Source organism: Paractinoplanes ovalisporus, assembly GCF_016834655.1.
GTDB lineage: Bacteria > Actinomycetota > Actinomycetes > Mycobacteriales > Micromonosporaceae > Actinoplanes > Actinoplanes ovalisporus.
In genome coordinates, this window is record NZ_JAENHP010000001.1 from 1,036,628 (window position 1) to 1,052,023 (window position 15,396).

Sequence of the window (15,396 nt, forward strand, 5' to 3'; positions counted from 1 at the left end):
CTCAGCGAGCCCGCAACCCGAGCCGGTCGATGACCCGCGTGGCGACCGCGTAGGCGAGGTGACCGGCCGGCCACTGCGTCACGTTGTGCCCCGACGGGTCGTGGTAGTAGTTGTGGCAGCCTGAGTTCATCGCCGAGGCGCTGGTCGCCAGCCGCTTGTCGACCCACGCCACGAAGCGCCGGGCGGCGTCGGGCGAGGTGTCGACGGCCCGGCGGTCGCGTCGCATCCGCCGTACGGCCCGCACCATGACCTCGGCCTGCCGTTCGAGCTGGGCGATGACCGAGACCCCGCCGTTGGTGTTGGGGCCGTAGAGCATGAAGAAGTTGGGGAAGCCGGGCACCGTGATGCCCAGGAACGCGCTGGCCCGCTCACGCCACACGTCGTGGATGCTGCGGCCGTCGCGGCCTTTGACGTCGAGGCTCGCGAGGAACTTCGTCGGCTGGAACCCGGTGCTGAGGATCAGGACATCGATGTCACGGGCTTTCCCGGTCGCGTCCACCACGCCGTACGGGGAAACGGTTGTCACCGCGTGCGGCACGAGCTCGACGTTGTCACGGTTGAGGGCCGGATAGAACGTCGACGAGAGCACCGGCCGCTTGCAGCCCCACGGGTAGCCGGGGGTGACGGCGGCGCGCGTGGCCGGGTCGGTGATGCTGCCCGCGATGAATCCCTCGCACAGCGCGCGCATCCGCCCCTGACGCCGCGAGCCCACGTCGTAGCCCTTGAACCGCCGGTTGCCCTTGTGGAAGATCCAGGCCCGGTTGAGGCGCTGGGCCAACGGCACCGTACGGAAGAACGCCCGTTCGCGAGGACTGTATTCGCGCTCGTTCTTGGGTTCGATCCAGCCCGGCTCGCGCTGGAAGACGTGCACCTTCGCGGCGATCGGCGCGATCGCGGGCACGATCTGCACCGCCGTCGAGCCGGTTCCGACCACGGCCACGTTCTTGCCGGCCAGGTCGTGCTCCTCCCAGCGCGAGGTGTGGAAGCACGGCCCGGCAAACGTTTCCAGGCCCGGCCACTCGGGATAGCGCGGCACGCTGAGCAGCCCCAGCGCCGACACGACGACGTCGAACTCGGCGCTCTCACCATCCGAGGTGGACAGTGTGTAGGTCGACGTCGACTCCTCCCACACCAGGTCGGTCACGCGGGTGTCGAGGCGCAGGTGGGGTCGCAGCCCGAAGTGGTCGACCACGTGTTCGGCGTACGCGAGAAGCTCGGGCTGGGTCGCGTGGGTGCGTTTCCAGTCGTACTTGAGGAAGGAGAACGAGTAGGCGTGCGAGTGCACGTCGACCTCGCACCCGGGATAGCGGTTGTCGAACCAGGTGCCGCCGACGCCGGCCGACTGCTCGAAGATGACGAACTCGACACCGGCCAGGCGGCGCAGCTTGACCGCGGCCGCGATGCCGCCCATGCCGGCGCCGATGATGGCGACGCGAAGCGGCTTCACGAGGCGGACTGAGCGGAAGGAGCGGAGGGGGCGGGGTAGTCGGCGGCGTTGAAGACCCAGCCGTCCATGGCCGAGAAGTCGAACCGGGGCGTGCAGAACACGTCGATGAGGTGGTTGGTGCCCGGGCTGACGGCCTCGCTCGTGTGCAGCGACGGCGGCGGGATCACCGTGACCGAGGGCGCCGCCACGCGCTGGTGCTCGTCCTCCCGCCAGTTCGCCTTGTTGGTCGTCCAGGGCCAGCGGATGTGGTGGATGTATTCGCCCTCCAGCACGATCGAGCACTGCTCGAAGTCGTCGTGCTTGTGCGGGGACATCTTCGACGGGTCACGCGGACCCTGCTTGGGGTCGATGAAGTTCACCATGAACGTGGTGCACCGATAGAGGCGGAACGGCGGGTTCTTCAACGGTTCGACGGTCAGGTCATAGGTGCGTACGCGGTAACCCCCGACCGGCTCGGGCCACGGCTCGTACGGCGCGATGTTCTCGTGACGCTCGTCGTAGGAGGCGGCATTGGCGGCCAGGGCGGCGATGTCGGCCGACTGCGTGGTGAGCAGGCGGATCACGCGGCCCTGGCCGGTCACGGTCACGGTGCTGTCGCCGGGCGGCACCACGATCATCGTCTGGCCCGAGGCCGTCACGTCGCCGACGGTGGCGCTGAGCGTGGCGTCGGCCAGCAGCACCACATATTCGTCGGGCTGGCCGGTGCGGCTGAACGTGGCCGTGCCGTCGAGCTCGGAGTAGCCGACCACGAAGTTCTGCCCGCGGGCGTACCAGGTCGAGACGCCGTCGCCCTTCTCGGCCGGGGCGAGGTCGCCGAACTGGACGTGCTCGGCGCCGGAGAACCGCTCGGGGGTCGGCGCCGCGGCGGCGGCCGACGGCAGGGTGGAGCGCAGATCGGTGGAATCGAACGCCATGAGGGGGTCTCTCCTTATGAGCCGAGGGAGCCGTGGAAGCCGGCGACGGTGGACGTCGCGGCGGACCGGAGGAGGCTGGTGTCGTTGCTGACCATCACGTAGGAGTAGCCGCGGCCGGCGGCCTGGCGGGCCTGTTCCGGCGTCTGCACGGCGGTGCCGGCCGGGATGCCGCGGACCCGGGCCGCGTCGAGCAGCCCGTCGACAAGCTTCTGGATGGACGGGTCGGAGGCGGGCAGCCCGGAGGACAGGCCGAGGTCGCCCATGCCGAGGAAGACGCCGTTGAGGCCGGGCACGTCGAGGATCTGGTCGACCCGTTCGAGGGCGGCGCGCTCCTCGAGCTGGACCGCGCGCATCACCTCCTCGTCGCCGAAGCGCAGATATTCCTCGCGGGGCAGGCCACCCCAGCGGCCGGCGCGCGAGGTGGTGCCGAGGCCGCGGTCACCGGCGGGCGAGAAGACCATTCCCCGTACGGACGAGGTCGCCTCCTCGACCGTGGTCACGCGCGGAACCAGGATGCCGTCGACGCCCGAATCGAGCAGCCGCTGCAGGTGACTGCCGCTGCGGTCGGGCACCCGCACGATGACGGACAGGCCCGCGCCCTGTGCCACCACGGTCGCCTGGTAGGCGAACTCGAGGGTCAGCGGGGCGTGTTCCTGGTCGATCACGATGTAGTCGAAGCCGGCGTCGGCCAGGATCTCCACCGGTTCCAGGGCCGGGATCTTGAGCCAGGTGCCGATCAGGCACCGGTCGGCCTCGGCCAGTCTGCGAGCGAAACCCAACCGCGCCATGGACGCTCCTCACGAGGGGTTTTGGGTCGTGAAATTGTAACATCGTCATACGATCCTGCGCCACGATAGGATGTCTGACAAACACACAAGGAGACGCCGTGAGTCAGACGAACGGGTTGCGCGTCGAGCGGGCTCCGGCCCTGATCCGCTCGCAGGTGACGGACAACCTCCGGCAAGCGATCATCGACCGCCGGCTGGCCCCGGGTCAACGGCTGATCGAACGGGAACTGGTCGAACTGACCGGCGTCTCGCGCACCAGTGTCCGCGAGGCACTGCGCGAACTCGCCGCCGAGGGCCTGGTCACCGCGATCCCCAACAAGGGCACGGTGGTCACCAGCGTCAGCGCCGAAGAGGCCCGCCAGCTCTACCAGGTGCGCTCGGCGCTCGAGGCGCTGGCCGGCCGGCTTTTCGTGGAAAATGCCGACGCGGCCCACCGCCGGGCCCTGGCCCGCGCGCTCGAGAAGATCGAGCGGCTCAAGGACCGCGGCCAGCCGATCCTCGCCGCCAAGGACGCCTTCTACGACGTGCTCTTCGACGGCGGCGGCAACGAGGCGCTCAAGCAGGTCGCGGCCGGCCTGCACGCGCGGGTGAGCGTGCTGCGCTCGCTGTCGATGACCGTGCCCGGCCGCCTCGACCACAGCGTCGAGGAGCTGCGCACGATCGTCCGCTCGGTCGACAACAACGACCCCGACGCCGCCGCCGCGGCCTGCGCGCGCCACGTCGAGCAGGCCGGGCTGGCGGGCCTGCAGGCCCTCTCCGAGCAAGACTGATCCTTCTCAAGATTGTATGACCGTCGTACGCTGTCCCTGCCCATCACGGCTTGAGACAGGAGCGGTTCATGGACGAGAGCAGGCTCGAGCGCGGCAACCGGGTACGGCGTGAAGTCCTCGGGGACGCACACGTCGACCGGTCGATGCTGCGCGCGACCGAGTTCACCCGGGTCGTACAGGAGTACGTCACCGCCAGCTGCTGGGGCGACGTGTGGTCGCGCCAAGGCCTCGACCGGCGTACGCGCAGCCTGCTGAACCTGGCGATGCTGACCGCGCTCAACCGCCCGCACGAGTTCTCGGTGCATGTGCGGGGCGCGCTGAACAACGGCTGCAGCGAGGCCGACATCCAGGAGGTCCTGCTGCAGACCGCCGCCTACTGCGGGGCGCCCGCCGCCCTGGAGTCGTTCCGGCTGGCCGAGAAGGCCATCCAGGAGTGGAAGCAGGAGAACGAACCGGCCCCGATAGCCGCCGGATGAGCGGGCGCACCGGCGCCCACGTCGTCGCGGACATGCTCGACGGCTACGGCGTCTCCCACCTGTTCCTCGTCCCGGCGATCCTGCGCCGCACCCTGGCCGAGCTGGAGCGGCACCACCCGCACATCGAGCGGGTGGTCACCCACGGCGAGAAAGCGGCCGCCTACATGGCCGACGGCTACGCCCGCGTCTCCGGGCGCCCCGGGCTGGCGGCGGCCCAGGTGGTCGGCGCCCTGAACCTCGCGGCCGGGTTGCGCGAGCCGTTCCTGGCCGGCGCCCCGGTCATCGCCCTCACCGGGGGCCGCTCCCCCGCGACCCAGTTCCGCCGGGTCTACCAGGAGGTCGACGACCGGCCCGCGTTCGACCCGGTCACCAAACTCAACGCGGTCGTCGACGACGCCGGCCGCCTGCCCGACATGCTGCGGCAGGCGTTCCGGGTCGCCACCACCGGCGCCCCGGGGCCGGTGCATCTGCAGATCCGCGGCAACGAGGGCCAGCTCGACGCCGACGAGACGGACGCCGAAGCCGTTGTGGAGCCGGCGTTCGCCCGGGTGCCGGCGATCCGTCCGGCGCCGGACGACGAGAGCGTACGGACGGTGCTGGGGCTGCTGAACGCGGCCGTACGTCCGGTCATCGTGGCCGGCGGCGGGGTGCGGCAGTCGCGGGCCGGCGCCGAACTGGTCGCTCTGGCCGAGGCGCTGGGCATCCCGGTCGCGACCTCGGCCAACGGCAAGGACACGATTCCCGGCACGCATCCGCTGTCGGTGGGCGTGGTCGGCTCGTACTCGCGTGAGTGCGCCAACCAGGTGGTCGCGCGGGCCGATCTGGTGTGCTTCGTGGGCACCGCGACCGGCGGCATGACGACGCATTTCTGGGCGGTGCCACCGGAGGGCACGCCGGCCGTGCAGATCGACATCGAGCCGTCGCATCTCGGGCTCAACTACCCGTTGCGGGCCTTCGTCGCCGCCGACGCGAGGCTGGCCCTGGCCCGGATGCTGGCGTTGGCGGAGACACCGCCGGATCGCGCGGAATGGCGGGCCGAGGTCGACCACCTCAAGGCCGCCTGGCGCAGCCGCTATCGCGAGGTGCTGACGAGCGACGCGGTGCCGATCCGGCCCGAGCGCATCGCGGGCGAGCTGACCGCCGGCCTGCCGGGCGACGCGGTGCTGGTCGCCGACACCGGCCACGCGGGCATGTGGATGGCCCAGTTCCACGACGTCACGTCACCCGCTCAGAGCTATCTGCGCAGCGCGGGCCATCTCGGGTGGGCGTTCTGCGCCGGCGTGGGCGCCAAGTGCGCGGCGCCGGAGAGGCCGGTTGTCGTGTTCACCGGCGATGCCGGGCTCTACTACCACCTCGGGGAGATCGAGACCGCCGTACGCCGGAGGGTCAACCTGATCACGGTGGTGAACAACAACCATGGCGGCAACCAGAGCAAGCGGGGTTTCGAGCGGGCGTACGGCGGGCGGCCCACCGACAAGTCGCGCGAGCTGTGGACGTACGAGGACGTTGATTTCGCCCGGATCGCCGAGGGCATGGGCGCGCTGGGGATCCGCGTCGACAAGCCGGGCGACCTCGCGCCGGCGCTGAATCGCGCGCTGGAGGCGGGCCGCCCGGTCGTGATCGACGTGCACACCGACATCGGCGTGGTGGCGCCGCTGCCGGTCAGCTCGTAGGGCGCCCGTAAAGGGACTCGTCGTAGGCGGCGAAGTCCCACGCGCCCGCCCCGCCCGAGGGCCGGACCGTGCTGACGATGCTCGCCCCGCCGTCGACCGAGACCAGCTCGCCGGTCATATAGGCGGCGTCGTCGCTGAGGAGGAACGCCACCACCCCGGCGACGTCGTCGCCCGTGCCCGCCCGGCGCAGCGGCGTGCTGCTCGCCCGCACCGACATGTCGTCCTTGCCACCGGTGACATCGGGCGTCGCGGCGAACAGGTCGGTCGGCACGATGCCGGGGGCGACCGCGTTCACCCGTACGCCCAAGGGGCCCCCGTACATGGCGGCGCCCTTCAGAATGCCCACCACGGCGTGCTTGGAGGTCTGGTAGGCGAGCAGGTCGGCACTGCCGCGCAGGCTGCCGATCGAACCCGTGATCACGATGTTGCCCGCGGTGCCCTGTGCGGCGTACCGGCGGAAGGCCCCCCGCACCCCGAGGAAGACGCCGCGGACGTTGACCGCCATGACCCGGTCGAACTCGGCCGCCGTCAGCTCGGGCAGGGCGGCGAACGAGCCGGGGATGCCGGCGTTGAGGTGGTGCAGGTCGACGCGGCCGAACCGGTCGGCGGCGGCCCGCAGATAGGCGTCCACGCCCTCCTCGGCCGACACGTCGGCGGCCACCCCCAGGCCCTCGGTGGGCAACGACTCGGCGACCTTGCGCACGCGCTCCTCGTCGAGGTCGACGGCGACCACGTGCGCGCCCTCGGACGCCAGCCGGTGGGCCGTGGCGGCCCCGATCCCGCCCGCCGCACCGGTCACCACAGCGACCTTGCCCGCGAGTCCGCGCATGTCTCCACCTCCGTCGATCCCGTTCACGCTGGTCAAGGATTGTATGTCAATCGTACAATGCTGTCACCGCCGAGATTTAACTTGCGAGTAGTCGACAGGAAATCACTCAAGGACCTTGACATGTCGCGGGATGGATCACCTAACCTCCTCGGTACCGGATACACGGACGGCCACCCCGAAATGCGGGACGCATCAAGGAGGACCTATGACGAGCGCTTCGCGAGGTCCGCGCGCCGCGGCCGACGGGCTCGAGATCGCCAGCGGCGACCTCCAGGTGGTCGCCCGGGTGGTCCAGCTGCTGCGACTGCTCGCGGCCCACGACACCATCGACCTGGTGTCGGCCGCCGAGGAACTGGGCGTCGGCAAGTCCACCGCCCACCGCTACCTGGCCTCGATGGAGAACCACGGTCTCCTGCAGCGCCGAGACCGCAACCAGTACGAGTTCGGGGTGCTGCTGGCCGAACTGGGCACCATGGCCCTGTCCCGGCTCGGGGTGCTCGACCTGGCCGGCCCGGTCATGGACGACATCTGCGACCGGGTGCGGCTCACCATCGTGCTCAGCGTCTGGAACGGCTCCTGCCCCGTGGTGGCCCAGGTGCGCGAGGACAACAGCCGTACGGCGCACGTGTCGATAGCGGTCGGCAGCCACCTCGGCCCCGACGCCGCCCAGACCATGGCCTTCTGGGCCTTCCGCAACGACTCCTACTACCGCTTCCGCGAGGATGCCCCGCCGGTCAACGCGACCGGCGCGGAGCTCGAGGAGGTCCGCCGCACCGGGATCGCCTTCCGGGGCAGCCCGCAGAACGGCATCAGCGCCGTGTCGACCGTCGTCCGCGACCCGGGCGGTCAGGTCGTGGCGACGCTCGCGGCCGTCGACATCGCCCAGTTCGTACCCGAGGGAACCGACAGCGACGTCGCCCGCGCACTGCTGGCGGGCGCCGAGACGATCAGCCGGCGGATGGTCAGTCCGCTCGACTGAGCAACGTGAAACCCCATAGCCAGCACCGGACGGCTCACACCGTCCCTGTTCATCGTGCGCGGATTCTCGAAGAAGAGAAGGCGATAACCATGAAGACATACCGATTTCTCGCGACGATAGCGGCCGCCACCCTCGTGATCTCGGCCTGCGGGGTGGGCGGTGACTCGGGCGGCGGTGGCGCCGACGAGAAGGCGCTCACCTGGGCCAGCACCGGTGGCCAGTTCCAGGAGGACGAGAAGAACGCCCTCCAGGTCCCGTTCACCACCAAGACCGGCACCAAGTTCACCAACATCAGCCCGGCCGAGCAGGCCCAGGTCCGTACGATGGTGAAGTCCGGCAAGACGATCTGGGATCTGGCCAACATGAGCTGGATCTACGCCGGCGCCTACTGCGGCGAGCTGTTCGAGAAGCTGGACAACCCGGCGCTCGACCGCAGCAAGTTCCCCGAGGGCACCACCGGTGACTGCTTCGTGCCGACCTACCGCTACGCCAACCTGTTCAGCTACAACGCCGACCTCTACCCCGGCGACAAGCCCACCAAGATCGACGACTTCTTCGACACCAAGAAGTTCCCGGGCAAGCGGGTCGTCTACGACTACCCGAAAGCCGGCCTGTTCGAGGCCGCGCTCGTCGCCGACGGGGTGGCGCCCGACCAGGTCTACCCGCTCGACCTCGACCGCGCGTTCAAGAAGATCGACACCATCAAGGACTCGCTGGTCTTCGCGCCCAGCTACGGCGCGATCCAGCAGATGATGGTCGACAAGCAGGCCAGCATGGTCCTCACGGTCACGGCCCGCACGATCGTGTCGGCGCAGAGCGGGGCCAACCTCGTACCCGTGTGGGACTTCAACACCACCGACATCGGGGCGCTGGTCATCCCGAAGGGCGCGCCGCACAAGGAACTGGCGCAGGAGATGCTCGCGTTCGTCACCGAGCCCGAGCAGTCCATCGCGTACGCGAAGCTCACCGGAACCGCCCCGTCGCGGCCCGAGATCGACCTCAACTCGGTCGGTTACACCGAGGAGCAGAAGAAGTTCAACGCGTTCCTGCCTGACCGCGGCCGCACGCTCGAGCAGGACAAGCAGTGGTGGATCGACAACACCGACGCGCTCGTGAAGCGCTGGACCAGCTGGAAGGTCGGCTGACCATGGCTGTCGACACAGCCACCCGGGAGACGCCGGCCCCCGCTGTCGCCAAGACCGCGGCCCGGCGCTCCTCCGGCTGGCTCTCCCTCGCTCCGGCTCTGATCGCGCTGGTCGTGTTGTTCGTCCTGCCGCTGGCCAGCCTCGTGATCGACAGCTTCACCGAGCCGGAGACCGGGCTGGGCAACTACGCCTCACTGTTCACCGACGGCTACACGTTGCGGGTGCTGGGGCGCACGCTGGTCATCGCGCTGATCGTGTCGGTGGCCGGGCTGCTGCTGGCCTATCCCTACGCGTACGCGATGACACTGGTCGGCCCGACGATGCGAGCCGTGCTGGTGACCGTGGTGCTGGTGCCGTTCTGGACGAGCATGCTGGCCCGCAACTTCGCGTGGCTGGTGCTGCTGCAGGACGGCGGCCTGGTGCAGACCATCCTGAAACCGTTCGGGCTGGGCGACGTCCGGCTGCTCGGCACCCCGCTGGCCGTCGGCATCTCGATGACCCAGGTGCTGCTGCCGTTCCTGGTGCTGCCCATGTACAGCGCGATGTCGCAGATCGACGGCCGCCTGGTCGCCGCCGGCCAGAGCCTGGGCGCGCCCCGGTCGCGGGCCTTCCGCCGCGTCTATCTGCCGCTCTCCACCCCCGGTGTGGTCGCCGGCATGTCGCTGGTCTTCGTGCTGGCGCTCGGTTTCTACGTCACGCCGGCGCTGCTCGGCTCGACCCGCAGCGCGATGATCGCGCAGGTCATCAACGTGCGGGCCAAGGAGCTGCTGGACTTCGGCGGCGCCGGCGCGATGGGCATGTTCCTGCTCGTCGTCACGCTGGTGGTGCTGGGACTCAGCCGCCGCCTGGCCGGTCAGAACGCGGCGGTGACGGCGGCCGGGGGCCAGCCCTCGCGGTCGGCGGCGGAAGGCTCCTCTCCCGTACGCCCGTGGTTGCGCATCCACACGACCATCACCGCCGTCGTCCTGGTCGCACCGACGCTCGTGGTGCTGCCGATGAGCTTCTCCGACGCCGAGACGTTCCGGTTCCCGCCCGACAACTGGTCCCTGCGCTGGTACGAGAACCTGTTCACCTCGCCCGACTGGACCGCCGCCATCCTCAACACGGTGCAGGTCGGGCTCTACGTCTCGGTCCTCGCCACGGTGCTGGGCACGATGGCCGCGTTCGGCCTGGCCCGCCTGCAACCGCGCTGGCGGGGCGCGGTCAACGGCTTCCTGCTGTCACCGATGATCGTGCCGCACATCCTGGTCGCGCTCGTCGTGTTCTCGGCCTTCCTGCAGCTCGGCCTCAACGGCACGCTGTTCGGCATCATCCTCGCCCACACCGCGATGGCGCTGCCGTTCGTCGTGATCGCGGTGACCGCGCGGCTGCAGGGCATGGACGCCCGGCTGCCCGCGGTGGCGGCGAGCCTGGGCGCCGGCCCGGTGTCGGCCTTCCGGCGGGTGACCCTGCCGCTCGTGCTGCCGGGCATCCTCTCGGGCGCGGTGCTGGCCTTCGTCAGCTCGCTCGACGAGGTCGTCATCGCGCTGTTCCTGCAGGCGCCCGGCGCCATCACGCTGCCGGTCCAGATGTTCAACAGCATCACCGTCCAGATCGACCCGACCATCTCGGCCGCGTCGAGCCTGATGGTTGTCCTTGTCAGTGTGCCCATCCTGCTCGCACAGCTCGCGGGAGCACGAAAGCGGAGGTCCCGATGACCGGCGCCCGAGTTCAACTCATCGGCCTGACCAAGCAGTACGGCACCGGTGATCCCGCCGTCGACCACGTCGACCTCGACATCCGGCCGGGTGAGTTCATCACGCTGCTCGGCCCGAGCGGTTCCGGCAAGACCACGACGCTCAACATGATCGTGGGCTTCACCGACCCGACCTCGGGGCGCATCGAGCTCAACGGCAACGACATTTCCCGTACGCCGGCCCACAAGCGCAACTTCGGCATGGTGTTCCAGAACTACGCGCTCTTCCCCCACCTCACCGTGGCGCAGAACGTGGCATTCCCGTTGCGCGAACGCAAGGTTGCGGCCGCCGAGACCGACAAGCTCGTGCGGGAGGCCCTCGACCTGGTCGACCTGGGCGGGATGGGCCATCGCCGCCCGCACGAGCTCTCCGGCGGTCAGCAGCAACGCGTCGCCCTGGCCCGCGCAGTCGTCTTCTCCCCCAACCTGCTGCTGCTCGACGAGCCGTTGAGCGCGCTCGACCGCAAGCTGCGGCAGTCGTTGCAGCGGGAGATCAAGCGCCTGCACGACGAACTGGGCCTGACGTTCGTGTTCGTCACGCACGACCAGGACGAGGCGATGACCCTGTCCGACCGGATCGCCATCTTCGACCAGGGCCGGATCGTCGCCGTGGGCACGCCGACCGAGCTCTACCACCGGCCCAACACGACGTTCGTGGCGCGGTTCCTCGGCGAGTCCAATGTGTTCGCGGGCCGTTATCTCGCGGCCTCCGACGTCTACGAGTGGCACGACCGCAAGTGGGCTGTCTCGCCCGGCGGCGGTGGCGAGGGACAGGCCCTGATCGTCCGGCCCGAGCGCCTCGGGGTCGCCCTTGACGAGACGTCGGTGCCCGCCGGGAGCAACGTCGCTCCGGCCGCGGTCACCGACGTCTCCTTCTACGGCACGTACTACCGCATCGAACTGGCCTTCGCCGACGACTCCGTCGGCTGCGCGGTGCTGCCCGTCGGCGCCCCGGCCGAGATCAGTCCCGGCGCGCGGGTGGTCGCCCACTGGCGGCCCGAAGACCAGGTCCTGGTGAGCGAGTAAGCCGTCCCGCGCGCTCCACCAGCGCGTTTCTGCGCGCTCAACCAGCGCCTTTGCGCACGCTCCACCAGCGCCTTGGCCAAGCACCACCAGCGTCTTTGTGCACGCTCGACCAGCGTCTATGCGTAGGCACCACCAGCGCCTTGGCGTAGGCACCACCAGCGCCTTGGCGTAGGCACCACCAGCGCCTTGGCGTAGGCACCACCAGCGTCTCTGCGCACGCACCACCAGCGCCTGTGCGCACGCACCACCAGCGTCTGTGCGCACGCACCACCAGCGTCTTTCGCGCGCTCCGCCAGCGCCTTCCTGCGAGTGAGGAACCCATGAACGTCGACTACGGTTTCACCACCGAATCCGACAACCGGCAGCCCGACGAGCAGGCCGACAGCCTGCTGATCGGCGCGGTCGATCTGCACCAGCACCCCGGACCCAGCCCGTTCCCGCGGCGGATGAGCATCCTGGACGCGGCGCGTGACGCCTCGGACGCGGGTTTCCGCGCGATCGTGGCCAAGTCGCATCACCACAGCATGGTCACCGACATCCTGGCGCTGCGCTCGGCCGGGCTGGCCGAGCTGTCGACCGAGGTCTACGGCGGGGTCGCGCTCAACCGGACGGTCGGGGGCCTCAACCCGTACGCGGTCGAGCTCGCGCTGCGGATGGGCGGGCGCATGGTGTGGTTCCCCACGCTCTCCTCCAACGCCCACGTCACCCACCACCAGCACCATGACACCGGTTTCCCGACCCCCGAGGTCGACCTGCGCCCCAACGAGATCATCACGATCCTGGACGACCGCGGGGCCGTGCGGCCCGAGGTGCGCGACATCCTGTCGGTCATCGCCGCCGAGGACGCCGTGCTCACCTGCGGGCACCTCGGCGTCGAGGAGTCGTCGGCGCTGATCGACGCCGCGCTCGAGGAGGGCGTGAGCCGGATCGTGGTCAACCACCCCATCTTCGTCGTGGGGGCCTCGATCGAGCAGGCCGTGGCGTGGGCCCGCAAGGGCGTCACCATCGAGCACTGCATCGTCATGTACTTCGGCCGCGAGGAACGCCGGCGCGACCTCGACGAGCTGCTCACCTTCATCAAGGAGGTGGGCATCGAGCGGACGATCCTGTCGTCGGACTCGGGCCAGAAGAACAACCCGTTGCCGGTGACGCTGTTCCGCCGGGGTGTCCGCGCGCTGATCGACGCCGGCCTGGCCGAGGACGACATCCGGCGCCTGACCGGCACGACCGCCGGCCAGCTGTTGCTGCCGTGAGCCCCTATCAGGTGACGATCGTCAAGTACGGGACCCGGCAGACCGTGCGCAGCGACGTCTATCTCAATTACCACCTGTACGGCGAGCCGGACGGCCCGATCGGCATGGACTACTACTTCTGGGTCGTCCGCAACGCCTCGCACACGATCGTGGTGGACACCGGTTTCTCGGCTCTGGGCGGCGCCAACCGCAAGCGCACCACGCTGATCGAGCCGGCGGCCGCGTTCGACGCGCTCGGGATCGACCGGGCGGCCGGGCCACCGGTCGTGGTGACGCACGCCCACTACGACCACATCGGCAACCTCGACCTCTTCCCCATGTCACCGGTGACGATCGCGGCGGCCGAGTACGGCTTCTGGACCGGCCCGTACGCGCACCGCACGCTCGTGCACCACTCGGTCGAGGACGGCGAGATCGACCACCTGCGCCAGATCTCGCGGGAGGGACGCCTGCGGACCTTCGACTCCGAGCTGGAACTCGCGCCGGGCGTACGGGTGCTGCGCGTCGGCGGGCACACACCGGGCCAGAGCGTTGTCACCGTTGACACGAGCGAAGGCCGAGTGCTGCTGGCGTCCGACGCCGTGCACTACTACGAGGAACTCGACCGGAACATGCCGTTCACCCAGGTGGCCGATCTGGTCGCCATGTACGAGGCGTTCGACCGGATCCGCTCGATGGATGTGGACCACGTGGTGTCGGGCCACGACCCGGCGACGCTGGACCGTTTCACCCCGGTCGGCGGCGCGCTGGCCGGCCTCGCGGCCACGATCGGCGCCGTTCCCGGTCTGGCGCCTGTCACCGGTGACACGCCAATCGCCGGGCCCGTCCTTGCCACCGGTGACACCCCGATCGCCGGGCTTGCCGTCGGTGTCACGTCGGACGCCGGGCCTTGGCCGGCGCTCGGAGAGGAGAGCTGATGCGGATCGGATTTGTCGGGCTGGGGAACATGGGCGGGCGCATGTCCGCCTGTGTCGTGCGGGCCGGGCACGAGGTTCTGGGCTACGACGTCCGGGAGGAGAACATCACCGCGGCCGGCGCGAAGCCCGCGGCGTCGATCGGTGAGGTGGTGGACGGCAGCGACATCGTGCTGCTGTCGCTGCCCGACAGCCGCGTCGTCGAGGCGGTCATGTCGGACGGCCTGTTGGACCACGCCCGGCCCGGCCTGATCGTGGTCGACCTGTCCACCGCGGCGCCCGACTCGACCGTGCGGCTCCACTCACGGCTCGCCGCCCAGGGTGCCGCCTATCTGGACGCGGGCATCTCCGGAGGCGCGGCGGCGGCCGAGAAGGGCGCGCTGACACTCATGGTGGGCGGCGAGGCCGACGTGCTCGATCGGGCCCGGCCGGTGCTGGATCTGTTCTCCAGCAACGTCTTCCACTGCGGGCCGAGCGGCGCCGGGCACACGGTGAAGCTGCTCAACAACTTCCTCAACGCGATCGCGCTGTCGGCCACGGCCGAGGTGATGGTGGCCGGGAAGAAGGCCGGGATCGACCTGGAGACGCTGCTGGCCGTGCTCAACGCGAGCAGCGGCGTCAACTTCGCCACCCTGAACCGCTTCCCGAAGATCATCCACGGGGACTATCTCAAGGGCGGGCTCACCAACACGCTGATGCTCAAGGACGTCAACTTGTACGTCGAGCTGGTGGCCCGCCTCGGCGTGGCCAGCCCTAACTCGGCCGGCCCGCTCGCCAGTTTCGGCGTGGCCCGCGCCCTCGGTTACGCCGACCAGATCAGCAACACGGTCGTCGACGCGCTCGGCGACCTGTCCGGCGGCGTCCGCCTGCACGACGCCACCGGTGACAACGTGATCCCTCAGGTCACCGGCAACACCCCAGCACCTGAGGCCACCGGTGACAACGCGACCTCTCACGTCACCGGTGACAAGGCGGCACCTGACGCCACCGGTGACAATGCGACCGCTCACGCCACCGGTGACACGCCAGCATCTGACGCCACCGGTGACATCTCGACGGACGACAAGGAGCTGTCATGAAGATTGTCCACTCGTCCGAGCGCGGGCCGGTTGACCAGCGCGCGACGGTGACCGGGCAGGTGTGGTTCGAACCGGTGCTGCCCGCCACCGACGGCACGACCATCGCCTCGGTGACCTTCGCGCCGGGCGCCCGCACGTTCTGGCACAGCCACGAGCACGGGCAGGTTCTGCAAGTGGTGACCGGGCGCGGGCTGGTCTGCTCGGAAGGCGGCGAGCCGGAAGTCATCCGGGCCGGCGATGTCGTTTGGGTGCCGGCCGGGGAACGGCACTGGCACGGCGCCGCCCCCGACTCGGTCATGACCCACCTGGCCGTCTCGCTCGGCACCACGCACTGGGCCGAGGAGGTCGCATGACAGCGATCGCGTTCG

At 69.9% G+C, this 15,396-nt stretch carries 15 protein-coding genes; 11 read left to right on the forward strand and 4 right to left on the reverse strand.

Annotated elements, in window-relative coordinates:
* Window position 1: 1 nt before the first annotated feature.
* From JIG36_RS04705 to JIG36_RS04715, 3 genes are read right to left on the reverse strand one after another with little or no spacing between them, the layout of a single operon-like run.
* Window positions 2-1,447, reverse strand: a complete 1,446-nt coding sequence (locus tag JIG36_RS04705) for a flavin-containing monooxygenase (RefSeq protein ID WP_203374710.1) — start codon at window positions 1,445-1,447, stop codon at window positions 2-4.
* The gene (locus JIG36_RS04710; protein ID WP_203374711.1) at window positions 1,444-2,361 is read right to left on the reverse strand and encodes a cupin domain-containing protein; all 918 of its coding nucleotides are present in this window, start codon (window positions 2,359-2,361) and stop codon (window positions 1,444-1,446) included. Before JIG36_RS04710 ends, JIG36_RS04705 begins: the two co-directional genes overlap by 4 nt.
* A 14-nt stretch (window positions 2,362-2,375) precedes the next feature.
* Window positions 2,376-3,149 carry an HpcH/HpaI aldolase family protein gene (locus JIG36_RS04715; protein WP_236045521.1) on the reverse strand — a complete coding sequence of 258 codons (774 nt, stop codon included), beginning with the start codon at window positions 3,147-3,149 and terminating at the stop codon, window positions 2,376-2,378.
* 98 nt (window positions 3,150-3,247) lie between these two features.
* On the opposite strand from JIG36_RS04715, the gene JIG36_RS04720 reads away from it, so the two are divergent.
* From JIG36_RS04720 to JIG36_RS04730, 3 genes are all read left to right on the forward strand, one after another.
* Window positions 3,248-3,919, forward strand: coding sequence for a GntR family transcriptional regulator (locus tag JIG36_RS04720; protein WP_203374712.1), 672 nt, complete (start codon window positions 3,248-3,250; stop codon window positions 3,917-3,919).
* 68 nt (window positions 3,920-3,987) lie between these two features.
* On the forward strand, window positions 3,988-4,395 hold the full coding sequence (locus tag JIG36_RS04725) for a carboxymuconolactone decarboxylase family protein (RefSeq protein WP_203374713.1): 408 nt from the start codon (window positions 3,988-3,990) through the stop codon (window positions 4,393-4,395).
* Entirely contained in the window at window positions 4,392-6,068 is a 1,677-nt protein-coding gene (locus tag JIG36_RS04730) for a thiamine pyrophosphate-binding protein (protein WP_203374714.1), read from the forward strand. Before JIG36_RS04725 ends, JIG36_RS04730 begins: the two co-directional genes overlap by 4 nt.
* Here the strand turns inward: JIG36_RS04730 and JIG36_RS04735 are convergent.
* The gene (locus JIG36_RS04735; RefSeq protein ID WP_203374715.1) at window positions 6,058-6,897 is read right to left on the reverse strand and encodes an SDR family NAD(P)-dependent oxidoreductase; all 840 of its coding nucleotides are present in this window, start codon (window positions 6,895-6,897) and stop codon (window positions 6,058-6,060) included. The genes JIG36_RS04730 and JIG36_RS04735 overlap by 11 nt on opposite strands.
* 205 nt (window positions 6,898-7,102) lie before the next feature.
* Here JIG36_RS04735 and JIG36_RS04740 point away from each other — a divergent pair, with 205 nt between their 5' ends.
* From JIG36_RS04740 to JIG36_RS04775, 8 genes are all read left to right on the forward strand, one after another.
* A complete protein-coding gene (locus tag JIG36_RS04740) occupies window positions 7,103-7,876 on the forward strand; it encodes an IclR family transcriptional regulator (RefSeq protein WP_203374716.1) in 774 nt (257 codons plus the stop codon).
* An 89-nt stretch (window positions 7,877-7,965) separates the two neighbouring features.
* Window positions 7,966-9,021: an extracellular solute-binding protein gene (locus JIG36_RS04745; RefSeq protein ID WP_203374717.1), complete on the forward strand. Its 1,056-nt coding sequence runs from the start codon at window positions 7,966-7,968 to the stop codon at window positions 9,019-9,021.
* A 2-nt stretch (window positions 9,022-9,023) separates the two neighbouring features.
* The gene (locus JIG36_RS04750) at window positions 9,024-10,718 is read left to right on the forward strand and encodes an ABC transporter permease subunit (RefSeq protein ID WP_203374718.1); all 1,695 of its coding nucleotides are present in this window, start codon (window positions 9,024-9,026) and stop codon (window positions 10,716-10,718) included.
* Complete coding sequence (locus tag JIG36_RS04755; RefSeq protein WP_203374719.1) at window positions 10,715-11,782, forward strand: ABC transporter ATP-binding protein; 1,068 nt, start codon at window positions 10,715-10,717, stop codon at window positions 11,780-11,782. The genes JIG36_RS04750 and JIG36_RS04755 overlap by 4 nt, the downstream gene beginning before the upstream one ends.
* Before the next feature lie 320 nt (window positions 11,783-12,102).
* Window positions 12,103-13,035 (forward strand): DUF6282 family protein, encoded by a 933-nt coding sequence (locus JIG36_RS04760; protein WP_203374720.1) that lies wholly within the window; start codon window positions 12,103-12,105, stop codon window positions 13,033-13,035.
* Entirely contained in the window at window positions 13,032-13,952 is a 921-nt protein-coding gene (locus JIG36_RS04765; protein ID WP_203374721.1) for an N-acyl homoserine lactonase family protein, read from the forward strand. Before JIG36_RS04760 ends, JIG36_RS04765 begins: the two co-directional genes overlap by 4 nt.
* Window positions 13,952-15,028 carry an NAD(P)-dependent oxidoreductase gene (locus JIG36_RS04770; RefSeq protein WP_236045522.1) on the forward strand — a complete coding sequence of 359 codons (1,077 nt, stop codon included), beginning with the start codon at window positions 13,952-13,954 and terminating at the stop codon, window positions 15,026-15,028. The genes JIG36_RS04765 and JIG36_RS04770 overlap by 1 nt, the downstream gene beginning before the upstream one ends.
* Window positions 15,025-15,381, forward strand: a complete 357-nt coding sequence (locus JIG36_RS04775; protein WP_203374722.1) for a cupin domain-containing protein — start codon at window positions 15,025-15,027, stop codon at window positions 15,379-15,381. Before JIG36_RS04770 ends, JIG36_RS04775 begins: the two co-directional genes overlap by 4 nt.
* The last annotated feature ends 15 nt before the right edge of the window (window positions 15,382-15,396 follow it).

Coding starts and splice junctions, on each gene's coding strand:
- JIG36_RS04715 (WP_236045521.1), bottom strand. CDS start 3,149: ATGGCGCGGTTGGGTTTCGCTCGCAGACTGGCCGAGGCCGACCGGTGC.
- JIG36_RS04735 (WP_203374715.1), bottom strand. CDS start 6,897: ATGCGCGGACTCGCGGGCAAGGTCGCTGTGGTGACCGGTGCGGCGGGC.
- JIG36_RS04710 (WP_203374711.1), bottom strand. CDS start 2,361: ATGGCGTTCGATTCCACCGATCTGCGCTCCACCCTGCCGTCGGCCGCC.
- JIG36_RS04730 (WP_203374714.1), top strand. CDS start 4,392: ATGAGCGGGCGCACCGGCGCCCACGTCGTCGCGGACATGCTCGACGGC.
- JIG36_RS04740 (WP_203374716.1), top strand. CDS start 7,103: ATGACGAGCGCTTCGCGAGGTCCGCGCGCCGCGGCCGACGGGCTCGAG.
- JIG36_RS04750 (WP_203374718.1), top strand. CDS start 9,024: ATGGCTGTCGACACAGCCACCCGGGAGACGCCGGCCCCCGCTGTCGCC.
- JIG36_RS04760 (WP_203374720.1), top strand. CDS start 12,103: ATGAACGTCGACTACGGTTTCACCACCGAATCCGACAACCGGCAGCCC.
- JIG36_RS04745 (WP_203374717.1), top strand. CDS start 7,966: ATGAAGACATACCGATTTCTCGCGACGATAGCGGCCGCCACCCTCGTG.
- JIG36_RS04770 (WP_236045522.1), top strand. CDS start 13,952: ATGCGGATCGGATTTGTCGGGCTGGGGAACATGGGCGGGCGCATGTCC.
- JIG36_RS04755 (WP_203374719.1), top strand. CDS start 10,715: ATGACCGGCGCCCGAGTTCAACTCATCGGCCTGACCAAGCAGTACGGC.
- JIG36_RS04725 (WP_203374713.1), top strand. CDS start 3,988: ATGGACGAGAGCAGGCTCGAGCGCGGCAACCGGGTACGGCGTGAAGTC.
- JIG36_RS04775 (WP_203374722.1), top strand. CDS start 15,025: ATGAAGATTGTCCACTCGTCCGAGCGCGGGCCGGTTGACCAGCGCGCG.